Origin of the sequence: Psychrobacillus sp. FSL K6-1267 (genome assembly GCF_038003265.1) — a bacterium.
GTDB lineage: Bacteria > Bacillota > Bacilli > Bacillales_A > Planococcaceae > Psychrobacillus > Psychrobacillus faecigallinarum.
Window position 1 is genome coordinate 3,467,683 of record NZ_JBBOOR010000001.1, and the last position, 16,342, is coordinate 3,484,024.

General features: G+C 40.5%; 12 protein-coding genes, 3 rRNA genes and 1 riboswitch. Of the genes, 1 reads left to right on the forward strand and 14 read right to left on the reverse strand.

Features of this window, described 5'->3' with window-relative positions:
• Positions 1 to 172 precede the first annotated feature (172 nt).
• The 14 genes from MHB55_RS17835 to MHB55_RS17900 form a co-directional block, all read right to left on the reverse strand.
• Positions 173 to 1,177, reverse strand: coding sequence for a nuclease-related domain-containing protein (locus MHB55_RS17835; RefSeq protein WP_340863757.1), 1,005 nt, complete (start codon positions 1,175 to 1,177; stop codon positions 173 to 175).
• 361 nt (positions 1,178 to 1,538) lie between these two features.
• Positions 1,539 to 1,654, reverse strand: a 5S ribosomal RNA gene (rrf, locus tag MHB55_RS17840).
• Positions 1,655 to 1,833: 179 nt separating this feature from the next.
• Positions 1,834 to 4,761: ribosomal RNA gene (locus MHB55_RS17845) — 23S ribosomal RNA — on the reverse strand.
• A 235-nt stretch (positions 4,762 to 4,996) separates the two neighbouring features.
• A 16S ribosomal RNA gene (locus MHB55_RS17850) occupies positions 4,997 to 6,551 on the reverse strand.
• Together the 16S, 23S and 5S rRNA genes form the textbook arrangement of a ribosomal RNA operon.
• A gap of 396 nt (positions 6,552 to 6,947) precedes the next feature.
• The gene (locus MHB55_RS17855) at positions 6,948 to 7,463 is read right to left on the reverse strand and encodes a GNAT family N-acetyltransferase (RefSeq protein ID WP_144541993.1); all 516 of its coding nucleotides are present in this window, start codon (positions 7,461 to 7,463) and stop codon (positions 6,948 to 6,950) included.
• A 130-nt stretch (positions 7,464 to 7,593) separates the two neighbouring features.
• A complete protein-coding gene (locus MHB55_RS17860) occupies positions 7,594 to 8,925 on the reverse strand; it encodes an NCS2 family permease (RefSeq protein ID WP_151112699.1) in 1,332 nt (443 codons plus the stop codon).
• 86 nt (positions 8,926 to 9,011) lie between these two features.
• A riboswitch (purine riboswitch) is annotated at positions 9,012 to 9,113 on the reverse strand.
• A gap of 511 nt (positions 9,114 to 9,624) precedes the next feature.
• Positions 9,625 to 9,774, reverse strand: a complete 150-nt coding sequence (locus tag MHB55_RS17865) for a hypothetical protein (protein WP_186318291.1) — start codon at positions 9,772 to 9,774, stop codon at positions 9,625 to 9,627.
• 422 nt (positions 9,775 to 10,196) lie between these two features.
• Positions 10,197 to 10,445 carry a DUF3923 family protein gene (locus MHB55_RS17870; RefSeq protein ID WP_340863758.1) on the reverse strand — a complete coding sequence of 83 codons (249 nt, stop codon included), beginning with the start codon at positions 10,443 to 10,445 and terminating at the stop codon, positions 10,197 to 10,199.
• A 513-nt stretch (positions 10,446 to 10,958) separates the two neighbouring features.
• Complete coding sequence (locus MHB55_RS17875; protein ID WP_340863759.1) at positions 10,959 to 12,191, reverse strand: tyrosine-type recombinase/integrase; 1,233 nt, start codon at positions 12,189 to 12,191, stop codon at positions 10,959 to 10,961.
• 2 nt (positions 12,192 to 12,193) lie between these two features.
• Positions 12,194 to 12,400 carry a DUF3173 family protein gene (locus tag MHB55_RS17880; RefSeq protein ID WP_340863760.1) on the reverse strand — a complete coding sequence of 69 codons (207 nt, stop codon included), beginning with the start codon at positions 12,398 to 12,400 and terminating at the stop codon, positions 12,194 to 12,196.
• On the reverse strand, positions 12,393 to 13,145 hold the full coding sequence (locus MHB55_RS17885) for a replication protein (protein WP_445678239.1): 753 nt from the start codon (positions 13,143 to 13,145) through the stop codon (positions 12,393 to 12,395). Before MHB55_RS17885 ends, MHB55_RS17880 begins: the two co-directional genes overlap by 8 nt.
• A complete protein-coding gene (locus tag MHB55_RS17890; RefSeq protein ID WP_340863761.1) occupies positions 13,142 to 13,738 on the reverse strand; it encodes a hypothetical protein in 597 nt (198 codons plus the stop codon). Before MHB55_RS17890 ends, MHB55_RS17885 begins: the two co-directional genes overlap by 4 nt.
• Positions 13,739 to 14,809: a helicase HerA domain-containing protein gene (locus MHB55_RS17895; protein ID WP_340863762.1), complete on the reverse strand. Its 1,071-nt coding sequence runs from the start codon at positions 14,807 to 14,809 to the stop codon at positions 13,739 to 13,741.
• Positions 14,809 to 15,123 (reverse strand): hypothetical protein, encoded by a 315-nt coding sequence (locus MHB55_RS17900; protein WP_340863763.1) that lies wholly within the window; start codon positions 15,121 to 15,123, stop codon positions 14,809 to 14,811. The genes MHB55_RS17895 and MHB55_RS17900 overlap by 1 nt, the downstream gene beginning before the upstream one ends.
• Positions 15,124 to 15,290: 167 nt before the next feature.
• Between MHB55_RS17900 and MHB55_RS17905 the strand changes: the two genes are divergently transcribed.
• Positions 15,291 to 16,262, forward strand: a complete 972-nt coding sequence (locus tag MHB55_RS17905; protein WP_340863764.1) for a hypothetical protein — start codon at positions 15,291 to 15,293, stop codon at positions 16,260 to 16,262.
• Positions 16,263 to 16,342: the final 80 nt, after the last annotated feature.

Here is a 16,342-nt window from a genome sequence, read left to right on the forward strand (position 1 = left end):
TGAATGAAGTATGAGGAAAATACATGTTTTTGGAATGCTTGATGGAAATTTTGAATGTTGTGACTGAAATGAAGCTTGAATTGGGGTCTATTTTGGGATGGATTTTGGATTTATGACCGTTCGTGGAGATTTATGACCGGATAGCTTGGTTTTATGACCGGATAGGCTGACTTTATGACCGCATAGAATTTTTTATGACCGGATAAATTATTTTATGACCGTTCAGCATTTTTCTACTCATTTTATATTTTGCACCTTTTCCTTCACCAATAGTTTTCAACTTCATGCTCTGCAATAACCTAGTCGCTGTCTGACTCTTTTCTATCTTTAAGAAACTTCGACAATCACTGTTTGTCATTTCTTCACCAACTAACATAAACCATTCTTTAATAGCTAAAATATGCGCATCCTTGTGCTGATTAAGACAATGTGGACATTTCCATGTTCGTATAACACGCCGCATGCCTATCTTGTTACATACCTTACATCTCACACCTTTGATCAAGTCATTAGAATCTATCCCCCATGCTTTACACATTGGATAAGGATAATAATCTTTATGAGCCTTAAGAATACTCTTACTTAACTCTTCCAATTGATTGGTTGATAGAAATGCAGCCTTTCTTGACTGATTCCATATAAAATTCGGAATACTACTTGGATACATAATGCATGCATTCTCTGGAGGCTTTATAATTTCAGACTTTGTAGAGCTTAACACGATGGCCCCAACTAGAGGTATTTGTATACCTCGATTCTCTAGCCATCTATGTAGCATGTTCAAATTTCTTTCCAATTGAACCTCTGGACTCTCAAAAATATCAACATGACCGCTCTCCAGTTTTCTTCTTAAACAAAATGGCTCTCTTTCAAAGCTTAGTTCACCAATAATGTTTTTCGACTCAAGCATTAATATATAATGTCGAGAAATGAATAAGGCATCTATTTGAAACTTACCATCCGCACTAAGATTCAAATCAAACATGATATTATATTCAAAGGGAAAAGCATATTTATTAAATATACCTTCTATAATTGCCTCTCCATTAATACCTGCTTTTACAGACATTACTTTGGAATGTATTAATGCTTTCATAGGATGATCATTCCCTAATCGCTCATATAGAGCCTGTAAACCAATGTAATTATAATTTATAGAGCCACTTTTATTAATCAAAACTCCCCTCCTTTTCTGCATAATAGCATAAATAGAGATATTGTAAATTTCTCTTTTTCAACAACAATTTCACTTTGAATAAATATATAACTTCATTATTCTAAAATATACTATATTTCCTTTTAATTATTTTATTTTTAATCTTTCCTGTCATATCTAGTTTCTATTTCCCGGGAAATGTCATTTCGAGGAAAAGACCTTTAATTTTTTCGACATTATAAAAGGACATTCCTTATTAATTATGTTCAACAGTAAAAAGAACTGCTATGTTAATGGAGTGGTTAGTGCCTTCGGTACTTAAAAATTCTTTGTAGAACAAAAAAAGCCGCCACCGATTACTCGGTGACGACTTCCTATAGTTGCCCAGCGACGTCCTACTCTTGCAGGGGGAGACCCCCAACTACCATCGGCGCTGAAGAGCTTAACTTCCGTGTTCGGTATGGGAACGGGTGTGACCTCTTCGCCATCATCACTAGACTTGTCGGCTTCCAATCCACTGCGCATTGCGTTGTCAACTTCGCTCGTTCAGTCAGTCACGTACGTAAGTACGCTCCTTCCTTCGCTCACTCGTTTCCTAGCACTGCTTGTGTTTTGAAACCCTCCTGAGTTGTTCACTCAAAACTGGATAAAAGACATCATTAATGGAAACAAACAATTTGGTTAAGTCCTCGATCGATTAGTATTCGTCAGCTGCACGTGTCGCCACGCTTCCACCCCGAACCTATCTACCTCATCGTCTTTGAGGGATCTTACTTACTTGCGTAATGGGAAATCTCATCTTGAGGGGGGCTTCGTGCTTAGATGCTTTCAGCACTTATCCCGTCCACACATAGCTACCCAGCGATGCCCTTGGCAGAACAACTGGTACACCAGCGGTGTGTCCATCCCGGTCCTCTCGTACTAAGGACAGCTCCTCTCAAATTTCCTACGCCCACGACGGATAGGGACCGAACTGTCTCACGACGTTCTGAACCCAGCTCGCGTACCGCTTTAATGGGCGAACAGCCCAACCCTTGGGACCGACTACAGCCCCAGGATGCGATGAGCCGACATCGAGGTGCCAAACCTCCCCGTCGATGTGGACTCTTGGGGGAGATAAGCCTGTTATCCCCGGGGTAGCTTTTATCCGTTGAGCGATGGCCCTTCCATGCGGAACCACCGGATCACTAAGCCCGTCTTTCGACCCTGCTCGACTTGTAGGTCTCGCAGTCAAGCTCCCTTCTGCCTTTACACTCTTCGAATGATTTCCAACCATTCTGAGGGAACCTTTGGGCGCCTCCGTTACACTTTAGGAGGCGACCGCCCCAGTCAAACTGCCCGCCTGACACTGTCTCCTACCCGGGTTACGGGTATGGGTTAGAATTTCAATACAACCAGGGTAGTATCCCACCGACGCCTCCTCCGAAGCTGGCGCTCCGGGCTCTAAGGCTCCTACCTATCCTGTACAAGTTGCACCAAAATTCAATATCAAGCTACAGTAAAGCTCCACGGGGTCTTTCCGTCCTGTCGCGGGTAACCTGCATCTTCACAGGTACTATAATTTCACCGAGTCTCTCGTTGAGACAGTGCCCAGATCGTTACGCCTTTCGTGCGGGTCGGAACTTACCCGACAAGGAATTTCGCTACCTTAGGACCGTTATAGTTACGGCCGCCGTTTACTGGGGCTTCAATTCGCACCTTCGCTTGCGCTAAGCACTCCTCTTAACCTTCCAGCACCGGGCAGGCGTCAGCCCCTATACTTCACCTTACGGTTTTGCAGAGACCTGTGTTTTTGCTAAACAGTCGCCTGGGCCTATTCACTGCGGCTCTTCTAGGCTATACACCCAAAAGAGCACCCCTTCTCCCGAAGTTACGGGGTCATTTTGCCGAGTTCCTTAACGAGAGTTCTCTCGCTCACCTTAGGATTCTCTCCTCGACTACCTGTGTCGGTTTGCGGTACGGGCACCTCCCACCTCGTTAGAGGCTTTTCTTGGCAGTGTGAAATCAGGAACTTCGGACTAAGTCCTCGCCATCACAGCTCAATGTTACAGAGTGCGGATTTGCCTACACTCACACCTCACTGCTTGGACGTGCATAACCAACAGCACGCTTACCCTATCCTACTGCGTCCCCCCATCACTCAAACGGTGGGGTGGTGGTACAGGAATATCAACCTGTTGTCCATCGTCTACGCCTATCGGCCTCGACTTAGGTCCCGACTAACCCTGAGCGGACGAGCCTTCCTCAGGAAACCTTAGTCATACGGTGGATGGGATTCTCACCCATCTTTCGCTACTCATACCGGCATTCTCACTTCTAAGCGCTCCACCAGTCCTTCCGGTCTGACTTCAACGCCCTTAGAACGCTCTCCTACCACTGATACCAAAGGTATCAATCCACAGCTTCGGTGATTTGTTTAGCCCCGATACATTTTCGGCGCAGCGTCACTCGACCAGTGAGCTATTACGCACTCTTTAAATGATGGCTGCTTCTAAGCCAACATCCTGGTTGTCTAAGCAACGCCACATCCTTTTCCACTTAACAAATACTTTGGGACCTTAGCTGGTGGTCTGGGCTGTTTCCCTCTTGACTACGGATCTTATCACTCGCAGTCTGACTCCCAAACATAAATCATTGGCATTCGGAGTTTGTCTGAATTCGGTAACCCGGGATGGGCCCCTAGTCCAAACAGTGCTCTACCTCCAAGATTCTAACGTTTGAGGCTAGCCCTAAAGCTATTTCGGAGAGAACCAGCTATCTCCAGGTTCGATTGGAATTTCTCCGCTACCCACACCTCATCCCCGCACTTTTCAACGTGCGTGGGTTCGGACCTCCAGTAAGTGTTACCTTACCTTCATCCTGGACATGGGTAGATCACCTGGTTTCGGGTCTACGACCACATACTCATTCGCCCTATTCAGACTCGCTTTCGCTGCGGCTCCGTCTTCTCAACTTAACCTCGCATGTAATCGTAACTCGCCGGTTCATTCTACAAAAGGCACGCCATCACCCGTTAACGGGCTTTGACTATTTGTAGGCACACGGTTTCAGGGTCTATTTCACTCCCCTTCCGGGGTGCTTTTCACCTTTCCCTCACGGTACTGGTTCACTATCGGTCACTAGGTAGTATTTAGCCTTGGGAGATGGTCCTCCCGGATTCCGACGGAATTTCACGTGTTCCGCCGTACTCAGGATACACTCTGGAGGGAATGAATTTTGGACTACGGGGCTTTTACCCTATCCTGCGGACCTTTCCAGGTCGCTTCATCTAACTCATTCTTTTGTAACTCCGTATAGAGTGTCCTACAACCCCAAGAGGCAAGCCTCTTGGTTTGGGCTCTTCCCGTTTCGCTCGCCGCTACTCAGGGAATCGAATTTTCTTTCTCTTCCTCCAGGTACTTAGATGTTTCAGTTCCCTGGGTGTGTCTCAGATGCGCTATGTATTCACGCAAATGTACTGCCCCATTACGGGCAGTGGGTTTCCCCATTCGGAAATCTCCGGATCGAAGCTCACTTACAGCTCCCCGAAGCATATCGGTGTTAGTGCCGTCCTTCGTCGACTCCTAGTGCCAAGGCATCCACCGTGCGCCCTTATTAACTTAACCTAAAAGTTAAAAGTACTACACTTGCAATCACGTAAGTGATCACAATTTGAATATCTTGCGTTTGTTTCTTTTTTGATGTCGTTTTATCCAGTTTTCAAAGAACAAAGGGCTTGTCCCTTTGCGACGAGTAATCGCAGGAGCAAGTATAAATGCTCATCATAAAAATGAACATTCAAAACTGAACTGCAAAACGTTAAGATACAGATAAAAATCTGTATTCCGAATATATCCTTAGAAAGGAGGTGATCCAGCCGCACCTTCCGATACGGCTACCTTGTTACGACTTCACCCCAATCATCTGTCCCACCTTCGGCGGCTGGCTCCCAAAAGGGTTACCCCACCGACTTCGGGTGTTACAAACTCTCGTGGTGTGACGGGCGGTGTGTACAAGGCCCGGGAACGTATTCACCGTGGCATGCTGATCCACGATTACTAGCGATTCCGGCTTCATGTAGGCGAGTTGCAGCCTACAATCCGAACTGAGAACGGTTTTATGGGATTAGCTCACCCTCGCGGGGTTGCGACCCTCTGTACCGTCCATTGTAGCACGTGTGTAGCCCAGGTCATAAGGGGCATGATGATTTGACGTCATCCCCACCTTCCTCCGGTTTATCACCGGCAGTCACCTTAGAGTGCCCAACTGAATGCTGGCAACTAAGATCAAGGGTTGCGCTCGTTGCGGGACTTAACCCAACATCTCACGACACGAGCTGACGACAACCATGCACCACCTGTCACCGCTGTCCCCGAAGGGAAAAGCCTATCTCTAGGCCGGTCAGCGGGATGTCAAGACCTGGTAAGGTTCTTCGCGTTGCTTCGAATTAAACCACATGCTCCACCGCTTGTGCGGGCCCCCGTCAATTCCTTTGAGTTTCAGTCTTGCGACCGTACTCCCCAGGCGGAGTGCTTAATGCGTTAGCTGCAGCACTAAGGGGCGGAAACCCCCTAACACTTAGCACTCATCGTTTACGGCGTGGACTACCAGGGTATCTAATCCTGTTTGCTCCCCACGCTTTCGCGCCTCAGCGTCAGTTACAGACCAGAAAGCCGCCTTCGCCACTGGTGTTCCTCCAAATCTCTACGCATTTCACCGCTACACTTGGAATTCCGCTTTCCTCTTCTGCACTCAAGTCCCCCAGTTTCCAATGACCCTCCACGGTTGAGCCGTGGGCTTTCACATCAGACTTAAAGGACCGCCTGCGCGCGCTTTACGCCCAATAATTCCGGACAACGCTTGCCACCTACGTATTACCGCGGCTGCTGGCACGTAGTTAGCCGTGGCTTTCTAATGAGGTACCGTCAAGGTACGAGCAGTTACTCTCATACTTGTTCTTCCCTCACAACAGAGTTTTACGATCCGAAAACCTTCTTCACTCACGCGGCGTTGCTCCATCAGACTTTCGTCCATTGTGGAAGATTCCCTACTGCTGCCTCCCGTAGGAGTCTGGGCCGTGTCTCAGTCCCAGTGTGGCCGATCACCCTCTCAGGTCGGCTACGCATCGTCGCCTTGGTGAGCCGTTACCTCACCAACTAGCTAATGCGCCGCGGGCCCATCCTGTAGTGACAGCGAGATGCCGTCTTTTAACATTTCCTCATGTGAGGAAAAGGATTATTCGGTATTAGCCCCGGTTTCCCGGAGTTATCCCAATCTACAGGGCAGGTTGCCCACGTGTTACTCACCCGTCCGCCGCTAAATCAGAAGAAGCAAGCTTCTTCATCATTCGCTCGACTTGCATGTATTAGGCACGCCGCCAGCGTTCGTCCTGAGCCAGGATCAAACTCTCCATAATAGAGAACTTAAAAAGCTCATTTTGTTTTGCTGGCATCATCATTAAATGATGTCAAAAATTGTTTTGCGTCAATACAACCGAAGTTGCTTGATGCTATATGTCTTAACGTTTTGCATGTTCAGTTTTCAATGTTCATTGTGTCGTTTTGTTTCGACAGCTTTATTATCTTATCAAATCTAATCATCAATGTCAACAACTTTTTTTAAGTTGTTTTTTGAAATCAGAAGTAAAAATGAGAACTTGATAACTATACCACCCTATTTAACTATTCGTCAACAGTATTTTTAATAAAATAAGCGAAAATATAATAACAATCTATTCTGATAAGTCTTTTAAAATCTTTTAGACTTTCTAATCCCTCTCTCAATGCGCTTTAGACGGCTTTAATTCCTGATTTTATTCATAAGCTAGAAGATCAATATCCTCCCATACGTATACTAGCTCATTAAGCTGCACTCCACCAATTTCAACTATTATACTATCAATCTTCTTTGCACCAAGCTTTTCATAAAACTTCCGCGAAGGGTTATCCTCTAACACAAGCACTAACATAGATGAGATTCCTTGGCGCTTTAGTTCTTTCACTATTGGTTTAATCAGTAGTTTTCCGACACCTTTCCCCTGATACTCTTGCAAAATATAAATGGCATATAACTCTCCATTATACTTAGAGTACTTCCTACTTCGTTCCTTGCCACCAGAAGCAAAACCAATCACTTCCCCTTCTTCATTTTTCGCTACATATACTTCTCCATCGGGTATAGCAGAATACCAATACTCTACTCTTTTTTCATAGGAAAGGTTTTTTAGGAAATCCTCTGGGACAATGTTTATATAAGTAGATTTCCAGCTTTCTACGTGAACTCTTGCGATACCCTCTGCATCTGAAGGTGTTGCTTTTCTTATTTGCATCACTACAATTCCCCCCATTATCTTTTCGAGTTTCTACTATATAAACTATTTCTCTATTATCTCTTTATAACCCTCTTATTAAAACACATAAAAAAAGAGAGGCACTTGGCCCCTCTCGATAGCTTGAAAATTATAAGAATATGAAGTAGGCCACAAATATTACCCATAGCCCATACATTATCGGATGAATCTCTTTTATTCTTCCAGCTACAATCATCGTGATTGGATAGAATATGAAACCAATTGCTATACCAGTTGCAATTGAATAAGTTAATGGCATTGCAATTACAACAAAGAATGCTGGAACTGCTACTTCAAATTTCGTCCATTCTATACTTCCTAAAGATGAAACCATAAGTACACCCACTATAATTAATGCTGGTGCCGTTACATAAGAAGTTACTACATCTAATACAGGATAGAAGAACAATGATAATAACAAGAGAACTCCAGTAACAACTGCAGCAAACCCTGAACGAGCACCTGCAGCAACACCGGCTGTAGATTCTACATAAGATGTAGTAGTTGAGGTACCAGCAACAGCTCCGGCAGTTGTAGCAATAGCATCTGCTAGTAAAGCTTTACCTGCACGAGGTAATTTATTATCTTTCATTAACCCTGCTTGGTTCGCAACGGAAATTAATGTTCCAGCTGTATCAAAGAAGTTAACAAATAAGAAGGTAAGTACTACAATTAAAAATTGTGATGTCATTAAAGATGCTGGGTTTTCAAAAATAGGTTTGAGTGCTGCCCCGAAAGTTGATTCCATACTTGGAACCTCTCCAACAATCGCATGAGGAACTTCTACTAACTTAAAGATCATACCTACGATAGCGGTAATTAACATACCGTAGAAAATTCCGCCCTTAACGCCTTTAACCATCATAATAACTGTTATAATAAGACCAAAAATTGTTAATAGAACATTTGGGTCAGCTAAATCACCAAGCGCAACAATCACATCAGGATTACCAACGATAATCTTTGCATTTTGTAAACCAACAAAGGTTATGAATAAGCCTATCCCTGCTCCTACTGCATATTTAAGCTCAGATGGGATGGCATTAATAATAGTTTCACGAATACCTGATAAAGAAAGTAAGATAAAGATTACCCCGGCTACAAAAACACCAGTCAAAGCGATTTCCCATGGAATTCCGAATTTCAGTACTACAGTGTAAGCGAAGAAAGCATTGAGACCCATACCAGGTGCCAAGGCAATCGGGTATTTAGCCAGGACACCCATTAAAATAGAACCTAATGCTGCTGCGATTGCGGTAGCAGTGAAGACTGCCCCTTTATCCATATACATAGATTCAGGTAATCCAGGCACTGATTCTAGTGATAACGTCATAGGGTTTACCACTAAGATATAAGCCATAGCTAAGAACGTTGTTAATCCACCAATAATCTCGCGGCGATAGTTAGTTCCTAATTCCTCAAAACGAAAATACTTTTTCATAAGTTCCTCCATTTTTTGTCGCGATAACGAAAAAAAGTATACAACCATTTTCGGTCGTATACATGTACTATCCCCAATAAGTGAATATAAATAGGCTCACTCATCGTAGTCGAATCATTTACGGTGATTCGGTAGAGACTTTTGGGCCTTATTCCCAACGTTATACGACGACATAATTAAATTATATATGTAATATAACACCGAATTATGCCGAAATCAATACTAAATACGAACATTATTTAATATAACCAAATAATAGTTCGTTTTCTGCTTATAGGCAAAATAATTTTCAAAGTAAAATAGACCTATATTTCTTAGAATAAAAATACCTTGGAAAACCTATAAAATAGGCAGTCCAAGGTTTTATTTATACTATTCCCACTCATAGTAGCATGTGGCTTACTCTAATATCATAAAGCACGCGCCAACCATTTATATATAACGCTTTTTATCAAAACAGAAAAACCCGTTCAGATCGTGTAATTCTTGTCCTCATTTGTAGCTGGTGAACCCCCTGTTTACAACGTTATTAGTTTGAATAATGGCTATGTCGTTTCGAATGGGATATCTGATGACGAGTTTTTTTGTCACCGAATCTGAAATTTAGGAGAATAATAAACTCTATCTTCAATTTTTAAAAAAGGACTTCGAATAAGAAAAACATAGGGAGATTTTAGTCTTCCTATGTTTTCATTCATATTAATTATCTGTTTGTTTTTGTTTCTTTTTCAAATACTCCGCACGTATTTTTTCAAGTTGCTGCTTTTTATCAAATTTGGCAGGCTTGTGTTTTTCATGATACTTTGCCACAACTGCCTTACCTTTGGTATCCAATTGGTATTTTCCCACTTTGTTCACCTTCTTTTCTTGTCTTTAAAGAGAATCTATTCAACAAATATAATATACCTTACTTTACTGAATTAAACCTTTTTACTTTATTAGTGTACTGCCTAACCTTGTATATATCAGTAAAAACTTATTAAAATAATTCTTAGCCAAATGGTATTCATTATACTTATCTTTACGACCTAAAATTTGCTGATTCATTTTAATGTAAAATGACAATAAAGTTATTTAATTTTAAAAGAACAAACAAACATAACCCCTTTCTAAATTTAGAAAGGGGTTAAAATCTAATTGATTAACTTTTGATGTAAGAAACTTTACTACACTAAAATTATTACAATAAAGTCGTTTAAAAATCTATTTTTTTATTGTATAATCGCGCCAAATTGCTTATTTTGCTAATTTATTAAGTTCATAATTCCTTTTTATACCTGTTGAATTTTAGTTTTTTTATTTCTGCTGATTACCAAGTTAACAATTAGCCATACAACTTGAATTATTAAGGGAAGTATAAAGGCGATTAATAAAACTATAAATGCTGCTAATTTTGCCTCAAATGTTTGAGTTGCACCTGCACCATCAACCTCCCTTAACCAAACGAAAGCCGTTCCTAATGCAAAAATGACAACCCAAAAAGTGTTAGCAATCCACCATAAGAACCAAAGCTTTTTCATATTCTCACTCCTTATCTTTCATAATAATTACTGATAGCAATCGAAAATCAAACTTTTTATTTTATGTATAATCGTTCCACTACTTACTTCTTTATATTTCTATCTTACAGTGCGAATGAATTCCTGTTAATGGACCTGAGATATATTTAAAGCTAGGGCTTGAGATGTATAAAATCCAACTGTTTCCTTCACTTCACTGTATAGACCATTTATTAAATAGAATGACTCACATTATTTTTTAAACGACTTTAAAGTCATCAATCAAGTACCTAATTTAACTAAAACAAAAAAACCTCTTCTAGTTATTTGTTATAAATAACTAAAAGAGAGTTTAACTTTTGAAATATAAATAGTTGTACGTTAATCACTGATAGTTCTTAACATACTAGGCTAGACATGGATATGACTGCGTTTAACCTTTTTAAATTATATTACTGAAGAGTACTATTCCCACTCAATGGAGCGGGTAGGGCTTATAAAGCCTGTTGTTATCACATTTCTAAAGTGTCTCCATTACCTTGGAGACAGTTTTGGCGACAATTGTTTCACCGCTTGATTACCGACAAATGTAAATTGCTTACTCTTTGCAGTTTCAATTTTGATAATGCCTGCCATTGATTCGGCGACACCATCATCAATCCCACGCCACAAATGTGCATAATGTTTAAGCGTAATTTCTGGCGAACTGTGCCCGAGACGTTTTGAGACAATCAAGACCGAAGCATTTAATTCATTGATGAGAAAGCTTACATGAGAATGACGTAGTCCTTTTGCCTGTATTACTGGAGCACCTGCAAGCTTCGCGTATCTTGCAATAACTCGTGCAATCGTTGATTTAATCATGGGTAAGCCATCATAGGAGAAAATGAAATCCATATTTCCGTGTTGTGCTTGTCGTTCTTTCCATACACGCAACACTTCAAGCGTATCATCATCTAAAGCAAGCACCCGTTTTCCATCAACTGTTTTCGTGTGGTTCTTCCGATTGTAATTCTTGCGACTCTTAATAATTAGCATATGATGAACACGAAGCTGTTTTTTCTCAAAATCAACATCATTCCACCAGAGAGCTGTTCCTTCGTTCACACGAACACCTGTCATGTAGTAGACCCACAACATCACAAAGCACAAATGCTCATAAAAATCTTCGGTGTAAATCTTCGAGATTACTTTCTCAAATTCGTCTTTCGTCCAGTAAGCAACATCCGTTTTCCCTTTAGGAATTGGTTTCACTTGTTGAGCAACATTCTTATCGAGGTAATTGAGAGTTACGGCAAATTCAAGAATTTTTTTCAACATTCCAAAGACCATTGAAGCGTATGACTGTGAATATCCTGCCGCATTTTTATCCAAAAGCCACGTTCTGAAAAATTGAATATCGTGCAAAGTAATCTTCCGTAATGGTTTCTTTCCAAAACGTCCTAGCAGAATTTTCAAAGACGGATTCCGTGACTCAAATGTATCTTCCGTTACTTCCGTCTTATAATGTGGAATGTAAACATTATTCATGAATTGTTCAAAGGTCATGCCATAATCAAAATAACCTTGAGTTTGCAAAAAGTCATTTTTTACACGGATAGCTTCCGCATAGGCTTCTTTTGCTGACTCAAATTTCTTTCCAGATCGCGACTTGCGACCTTTACGCTTGATACGTTTTCCTGTGATTTTGTCCGTACCTAAGCTTACCTCGTAATAGTATTGCCCATTTTTGTCTTGATAGACATCTTGGTAGCTAGTTTTTGGCAAAGTTATTCCTCCGTTTTTTCGGACAACTCAACATCACCGATAACGGATTTTACTGCCTGTATGGGGACAACAGAAATACGCCGTCCCCCGTAAAACTCATACCCTTGTTGTACCATATAGTGTTTTGCTTGTCTAATGATATTGGAAGCCGTGTAAGGTGGGAAGCCAGCACGCTTTAAGTCTTCTAAGTTCACCATTGTTTTACTCATCACCATCCCCCATTTCTTTATAAATTTTCCTAGTGGGTCTTTCTGAACTGTAACGCCTTGAGTCTAGTAACCTTGAGAAGAAATACGTTTTATCTACGATTAACTCAAGCAACAAATAATCATTTTTTCTTGCGTACATTACAAGTTCTTCAAATTCCTTAAAATCATGTTCTTCTATTACATCAATAATGCTGTTCAAAAATTCACCCGTATTATGCTCAACAAGGAATTTTCCAAGTTCAAATCCACACCCCCACTCAATATCTTCTGTTTGGTAGGGTGTCTTATCTGGATTTTCAGCGTGCGTGAAATATTCATACATTCCCTTTGGAGACATCACAACCTCAACGTGTTTAGGAGCGTTAAGCTTTTCGCTAATTAGGCTTGAAACCTGCGAATAACTTTTCAAAGAGTCAAAGTAGAGCGCACCGTGCTTGTGTGCTTTTTTAATTTCTCCTGTTTCTTTGTTCACGTCCTTATCGTGCCATGGGCTCAATACAAATGGGATGTGCATTTGTTCCAATACTTCCAAATAATTTTCCGGGGCACTCTCCTTATAGAAAATGAACGCCCATTTATTGCTTCTCTGTTCTTTTTTCTTTTCCATAGTCCATTTCCTTTGATTATTGATTAATGATCCCACGGGGGTCGTAGTAACCCCGTGGAGTATTTTTCCGCCAATCTTTAAAATATCGGAGCTTCTTTGCCTCTGCCTAAGGCAGGCAAAAGCTCCGATACTCGTCACCTCACCTTTGTTCCCTCAATTCTAAGCCAGTGTTTGTACCGTTCAAAATTCGAGAAAGTGTAGTCTGGAAAGCGACTTGATATTTCCTCTCGAAGAATTTCTTTTGCTTCTAAGATTAGTTTTTGGGCTTGCATGTCATTTGGCAATTTAACGAGATAGGTGATTTTTTTATTCCTAATATCAATGACGGATTTTCGTATTGATTTGTTATGCTGTTGAATCTTGAGAACACCTTCTCCTTCATGGTCGGTTTGCCTGACTAAAAACCTTCTTAAACGGTGGCTCACCCAGATTGACTTGAACCAATTCCCTAGAGAGTCCTTAGATACCCTTGTTACAAGCTCAGGAACCACTAACATAAGAAGAAGCAGGAAAGATACCGCAGTCATGCCTTCTAAGAGTTTGGAAACTACATCCACAACTTTGTACAGAAATTTTGTATATTCAATCAGTGATGAACTTGTTTCGGCTTGCTGAAAAGCGCCTATCATCTTGAATGTAACTAGAACTAAAAGTAGCAATATCGAACTTATTAACAGAAAGCCGTTAATATGAAACGTGCGTATGAAGTATGATTTACCTGGTTTCCCCATCTACATTATTCCTTTCAAATCATTAAATGTTGGCGTTAATAATGGAACAATTTGAAACGGATGATCAGAGTCAATGATCTGTATCAATCCCGTCCCGATTCCTTGCGGTATGACTATTCCTTCAAGCGATAAGTCTGGGAACAAAAATTGTGTCGTTTTGCTATTTATATTGCCTACTTGAATCAGTACATTAAGTTGTTCTCTGCAAGAAATAGGAATTGCATTACTATCAAATCTCTGTGATACCAGTAGCAAATGGACTTTTGTAGCCCTGCCTAACAATGAGATTTGAGATAGTAGACTAAAGAACGCCTCTTTAATCGGCTTGGCAATCCCATCTGATAGAGCCAGAACCTCGTCAATTACCAACGTGTAGTGTTCAAAGTCGGCTTGAGGGTTATTGTAAAGCACCTGTTGCCGTTGATGAATTAGCTCCAAGCTTTTGCTAAGTTCGGCATTCACACTTGAAACAAAATCGCTTTTATTTCGGTTATCGCTTGGAGCAATTACCTTAACGTTGTGCTCCCTGCCCCATCTACTCGGCATATCAAATTTGGGGTCTATAATTACTAGCTTCGAGTTCTTCTTCAATACGCATAGAAGGTAGGTAAGGAAATAAGATTTACCTGACCCAGAGTTTCCTGCAATTGCAATACTTGTAACCTTATTTAGATTGAACTCGAAATTTTCCATGATGGGCACTTTGTTCAATGGTAATTCCGCAACATATTGATCTATATCCCGAATAATCAATCGCTTAGAAATGCCATTTATCCATGGGAAGAAAAGAGCACGCTTCATATGAATATCATCCGTTTTCAATGGGACAAAATAAGCTCCCGCTTGTTTTAATAACGTAAAATCGGGGTATAGAGCTGCGTTGCATATCAGGTAGACTTTTTGGTAAAGCTCGTTATCGACGACATAGCTTGCAGGAAGGCGAGGGACGAAGTAGAAACCTTCGTCCGCTACTCTTACATTAAATGCGTTGGTGTAAGAAGTCTCACCGTTTATCTGTAATGCCATGTTCAGAGCTTGGAGAAGGTACCCTTCAAGTTCTGAGTTCTTCATTATTTAACAACACGTATCCCTTCTGAACGGAAATATACATTTGAGCGAATTTCGATTGCTTCCAAATTATCTAATTTTACTTCTGAAAGAAACGGTGGAAGGGAAGGTTTTTTCTTAAACTTCACAGCAAATGGGTTAACTCCCTCTTGGCTGAAGTAGAGCTTGTAGCCTGTCACCTCATCTGTACGTTTTCCCTCAATCCAGTTATATTGTGTTTCGATCTCGGAGGAAACATTGATGATTGGCTTGTCGTCAGCAATATACTGACTCGCCGTTCCTTCGTTGTATGCATTTTGTGAATTTTTTGTTTTCATGAATTTCTCCCTTTTTGCAAATATGACTAGTACATATTGCTTAGATTTATTTATCTCAGGGCTCGCGATTCCTTTGACATTTTCATTTTATAATAACGAAGAGTAGTAGATAGTATGTTATTATAGGGATTAAATGTAATTAATTTTCTACCACCCTAGGAGGCGCTATGATTTATACAGAAACCAAAGATTACATATTTTCTGAGATTGGGAAAAGAGTACGTACCAAAAAGAATGAGTCAAATTTGACGTATTACCAATTAGCGGGTTATGAAAATAAAGCTGACTATGATGAACATCAGAAGGATTCAACTCAAGATAGCAAAGAAGATAAGAAACGAAGATACGCAAAATACGATCTTTCTATTATCAAGAATATTGCAGGCGGGAAAGCCTATTCCAAGAAAAATCCAAATCTAATATCTGAATCACTATTAGTACATTTAACAGAGAAGTTGGGATTTAATAAAAATAAACGCGAACTACTATGGGGAGACTTTGAAAATAGCGACCTATCTAAAGTCTTATTTGAGAAGCTTCTTATTGATGTTTTATATGGGGATGATGACAAATTAAAAGAAACATATAATAACGTGCTTTTTGACTATGTTCCGTATGCTGAATATCACTCATATTGGCAAATGTTTGTGAGTGGTGAAATAGAAACACCTAAATTTCCCAATAGCCAATTAAGTATTTCTTCTCACTTTTACAATCTTAAAGAGGATGATATTTTTGAAAAATATGAATCCATACAAAAAAACGCAATTGAATTTCTTTACTATAAGTACGGAAATCAAATTCATAATTTGTTTGTAGATTTCATAACGCAAGAAGGGGAATCTTTGAAGAAACTTGATAGGAAATTAAATAGTTTTGCTTCTAGTTTAACTGGGTTTCTTCTCAATTATGTTCCGGACGAGGATTCTTTGGGATTACGGGCTCGCAATATAATAATTTCAGATTATAAGAAATTTGGGACTTTGATAACTAAAGAAATGAAAGGTGAGCCATGGACATTAGATGAACATACGTTAAAATTGTTGGTAGAATCTTCCTTGGCATACATTACAGAATTAAAAAGAGTGCAAACGATAGAGCTTGAGGTGATTAACAAATACAATTTTAGCGGAAAATAAAAAGATGATGATGTAGACTGAAATAATTCTACACCACCACCAATGAAATTTTGTGCCTTTAGAAGGAGACCCAAATATTT

What these genes read in the sequence shown, in the direction of transcription:
- MHB55_RS17900 (WP_340863763.1), bottom strand. Translation starts at nt 15,123, where the DNA reads ATGAAAACAAAAAATTCACAAAATGCATACAACGAAGGAACGGCGAGT.
- MHB55_RS17855 (WP_144541993.1), bottom strand. Translation starts at nt 7,463, where the DNA reads ATGCAAATAAGAAAAGCAACACCTTCAGATGCAGAGGGTATCGCAAGA.
- MHB55_RS17860 (WP_151112699.1), bottom strand. Translation starts at nt 8,925, where the DNA reads ATGAAAAAGTATTTTCGTTTTGAGGAATTAGGAACTAACTATCGCCGC.
- MHB55_RS17890 (WP_340863761.1), bottom strand. Translation starts at nt 13,738, where the DNA reads ATGGGGAAACCAGGTAAATCATACTTCATACGCACGTTTCATATTAAC.
- MHB55_RS17905 (WP_340863764.1), top strand. Translation starts at nt 15,291, where the DNA reads ATGATTTATACAGAAACCAAAGATTACATATTTTCTGAGATTGGGAAA.
- MHB55_RS17895 (WP_340863762.1), bottom strand. Translation starts at nt 14,809, where the DNA reads ATGAAGAACTCAGAACTTGAAGGGTACCTTCTCCAAGCTCTGAACATG.
- MHB55_RS17880 (WP_340863760.1), bottom strand. Translation starts at nt 12,400, where the DNA reads ATGAGTAAAACAATGGTGAACTTAGAAGACTTAAAGCGTGCTGGCTTC.
- MHB55_RS17870 (WP_340863758.1), bottom strand. Translation starts at nt 10,445, where the DNA reads ATGAAAAAGCTTTGGTTCTTATGGTGGATTGCTAACACTTTTTGGGTT.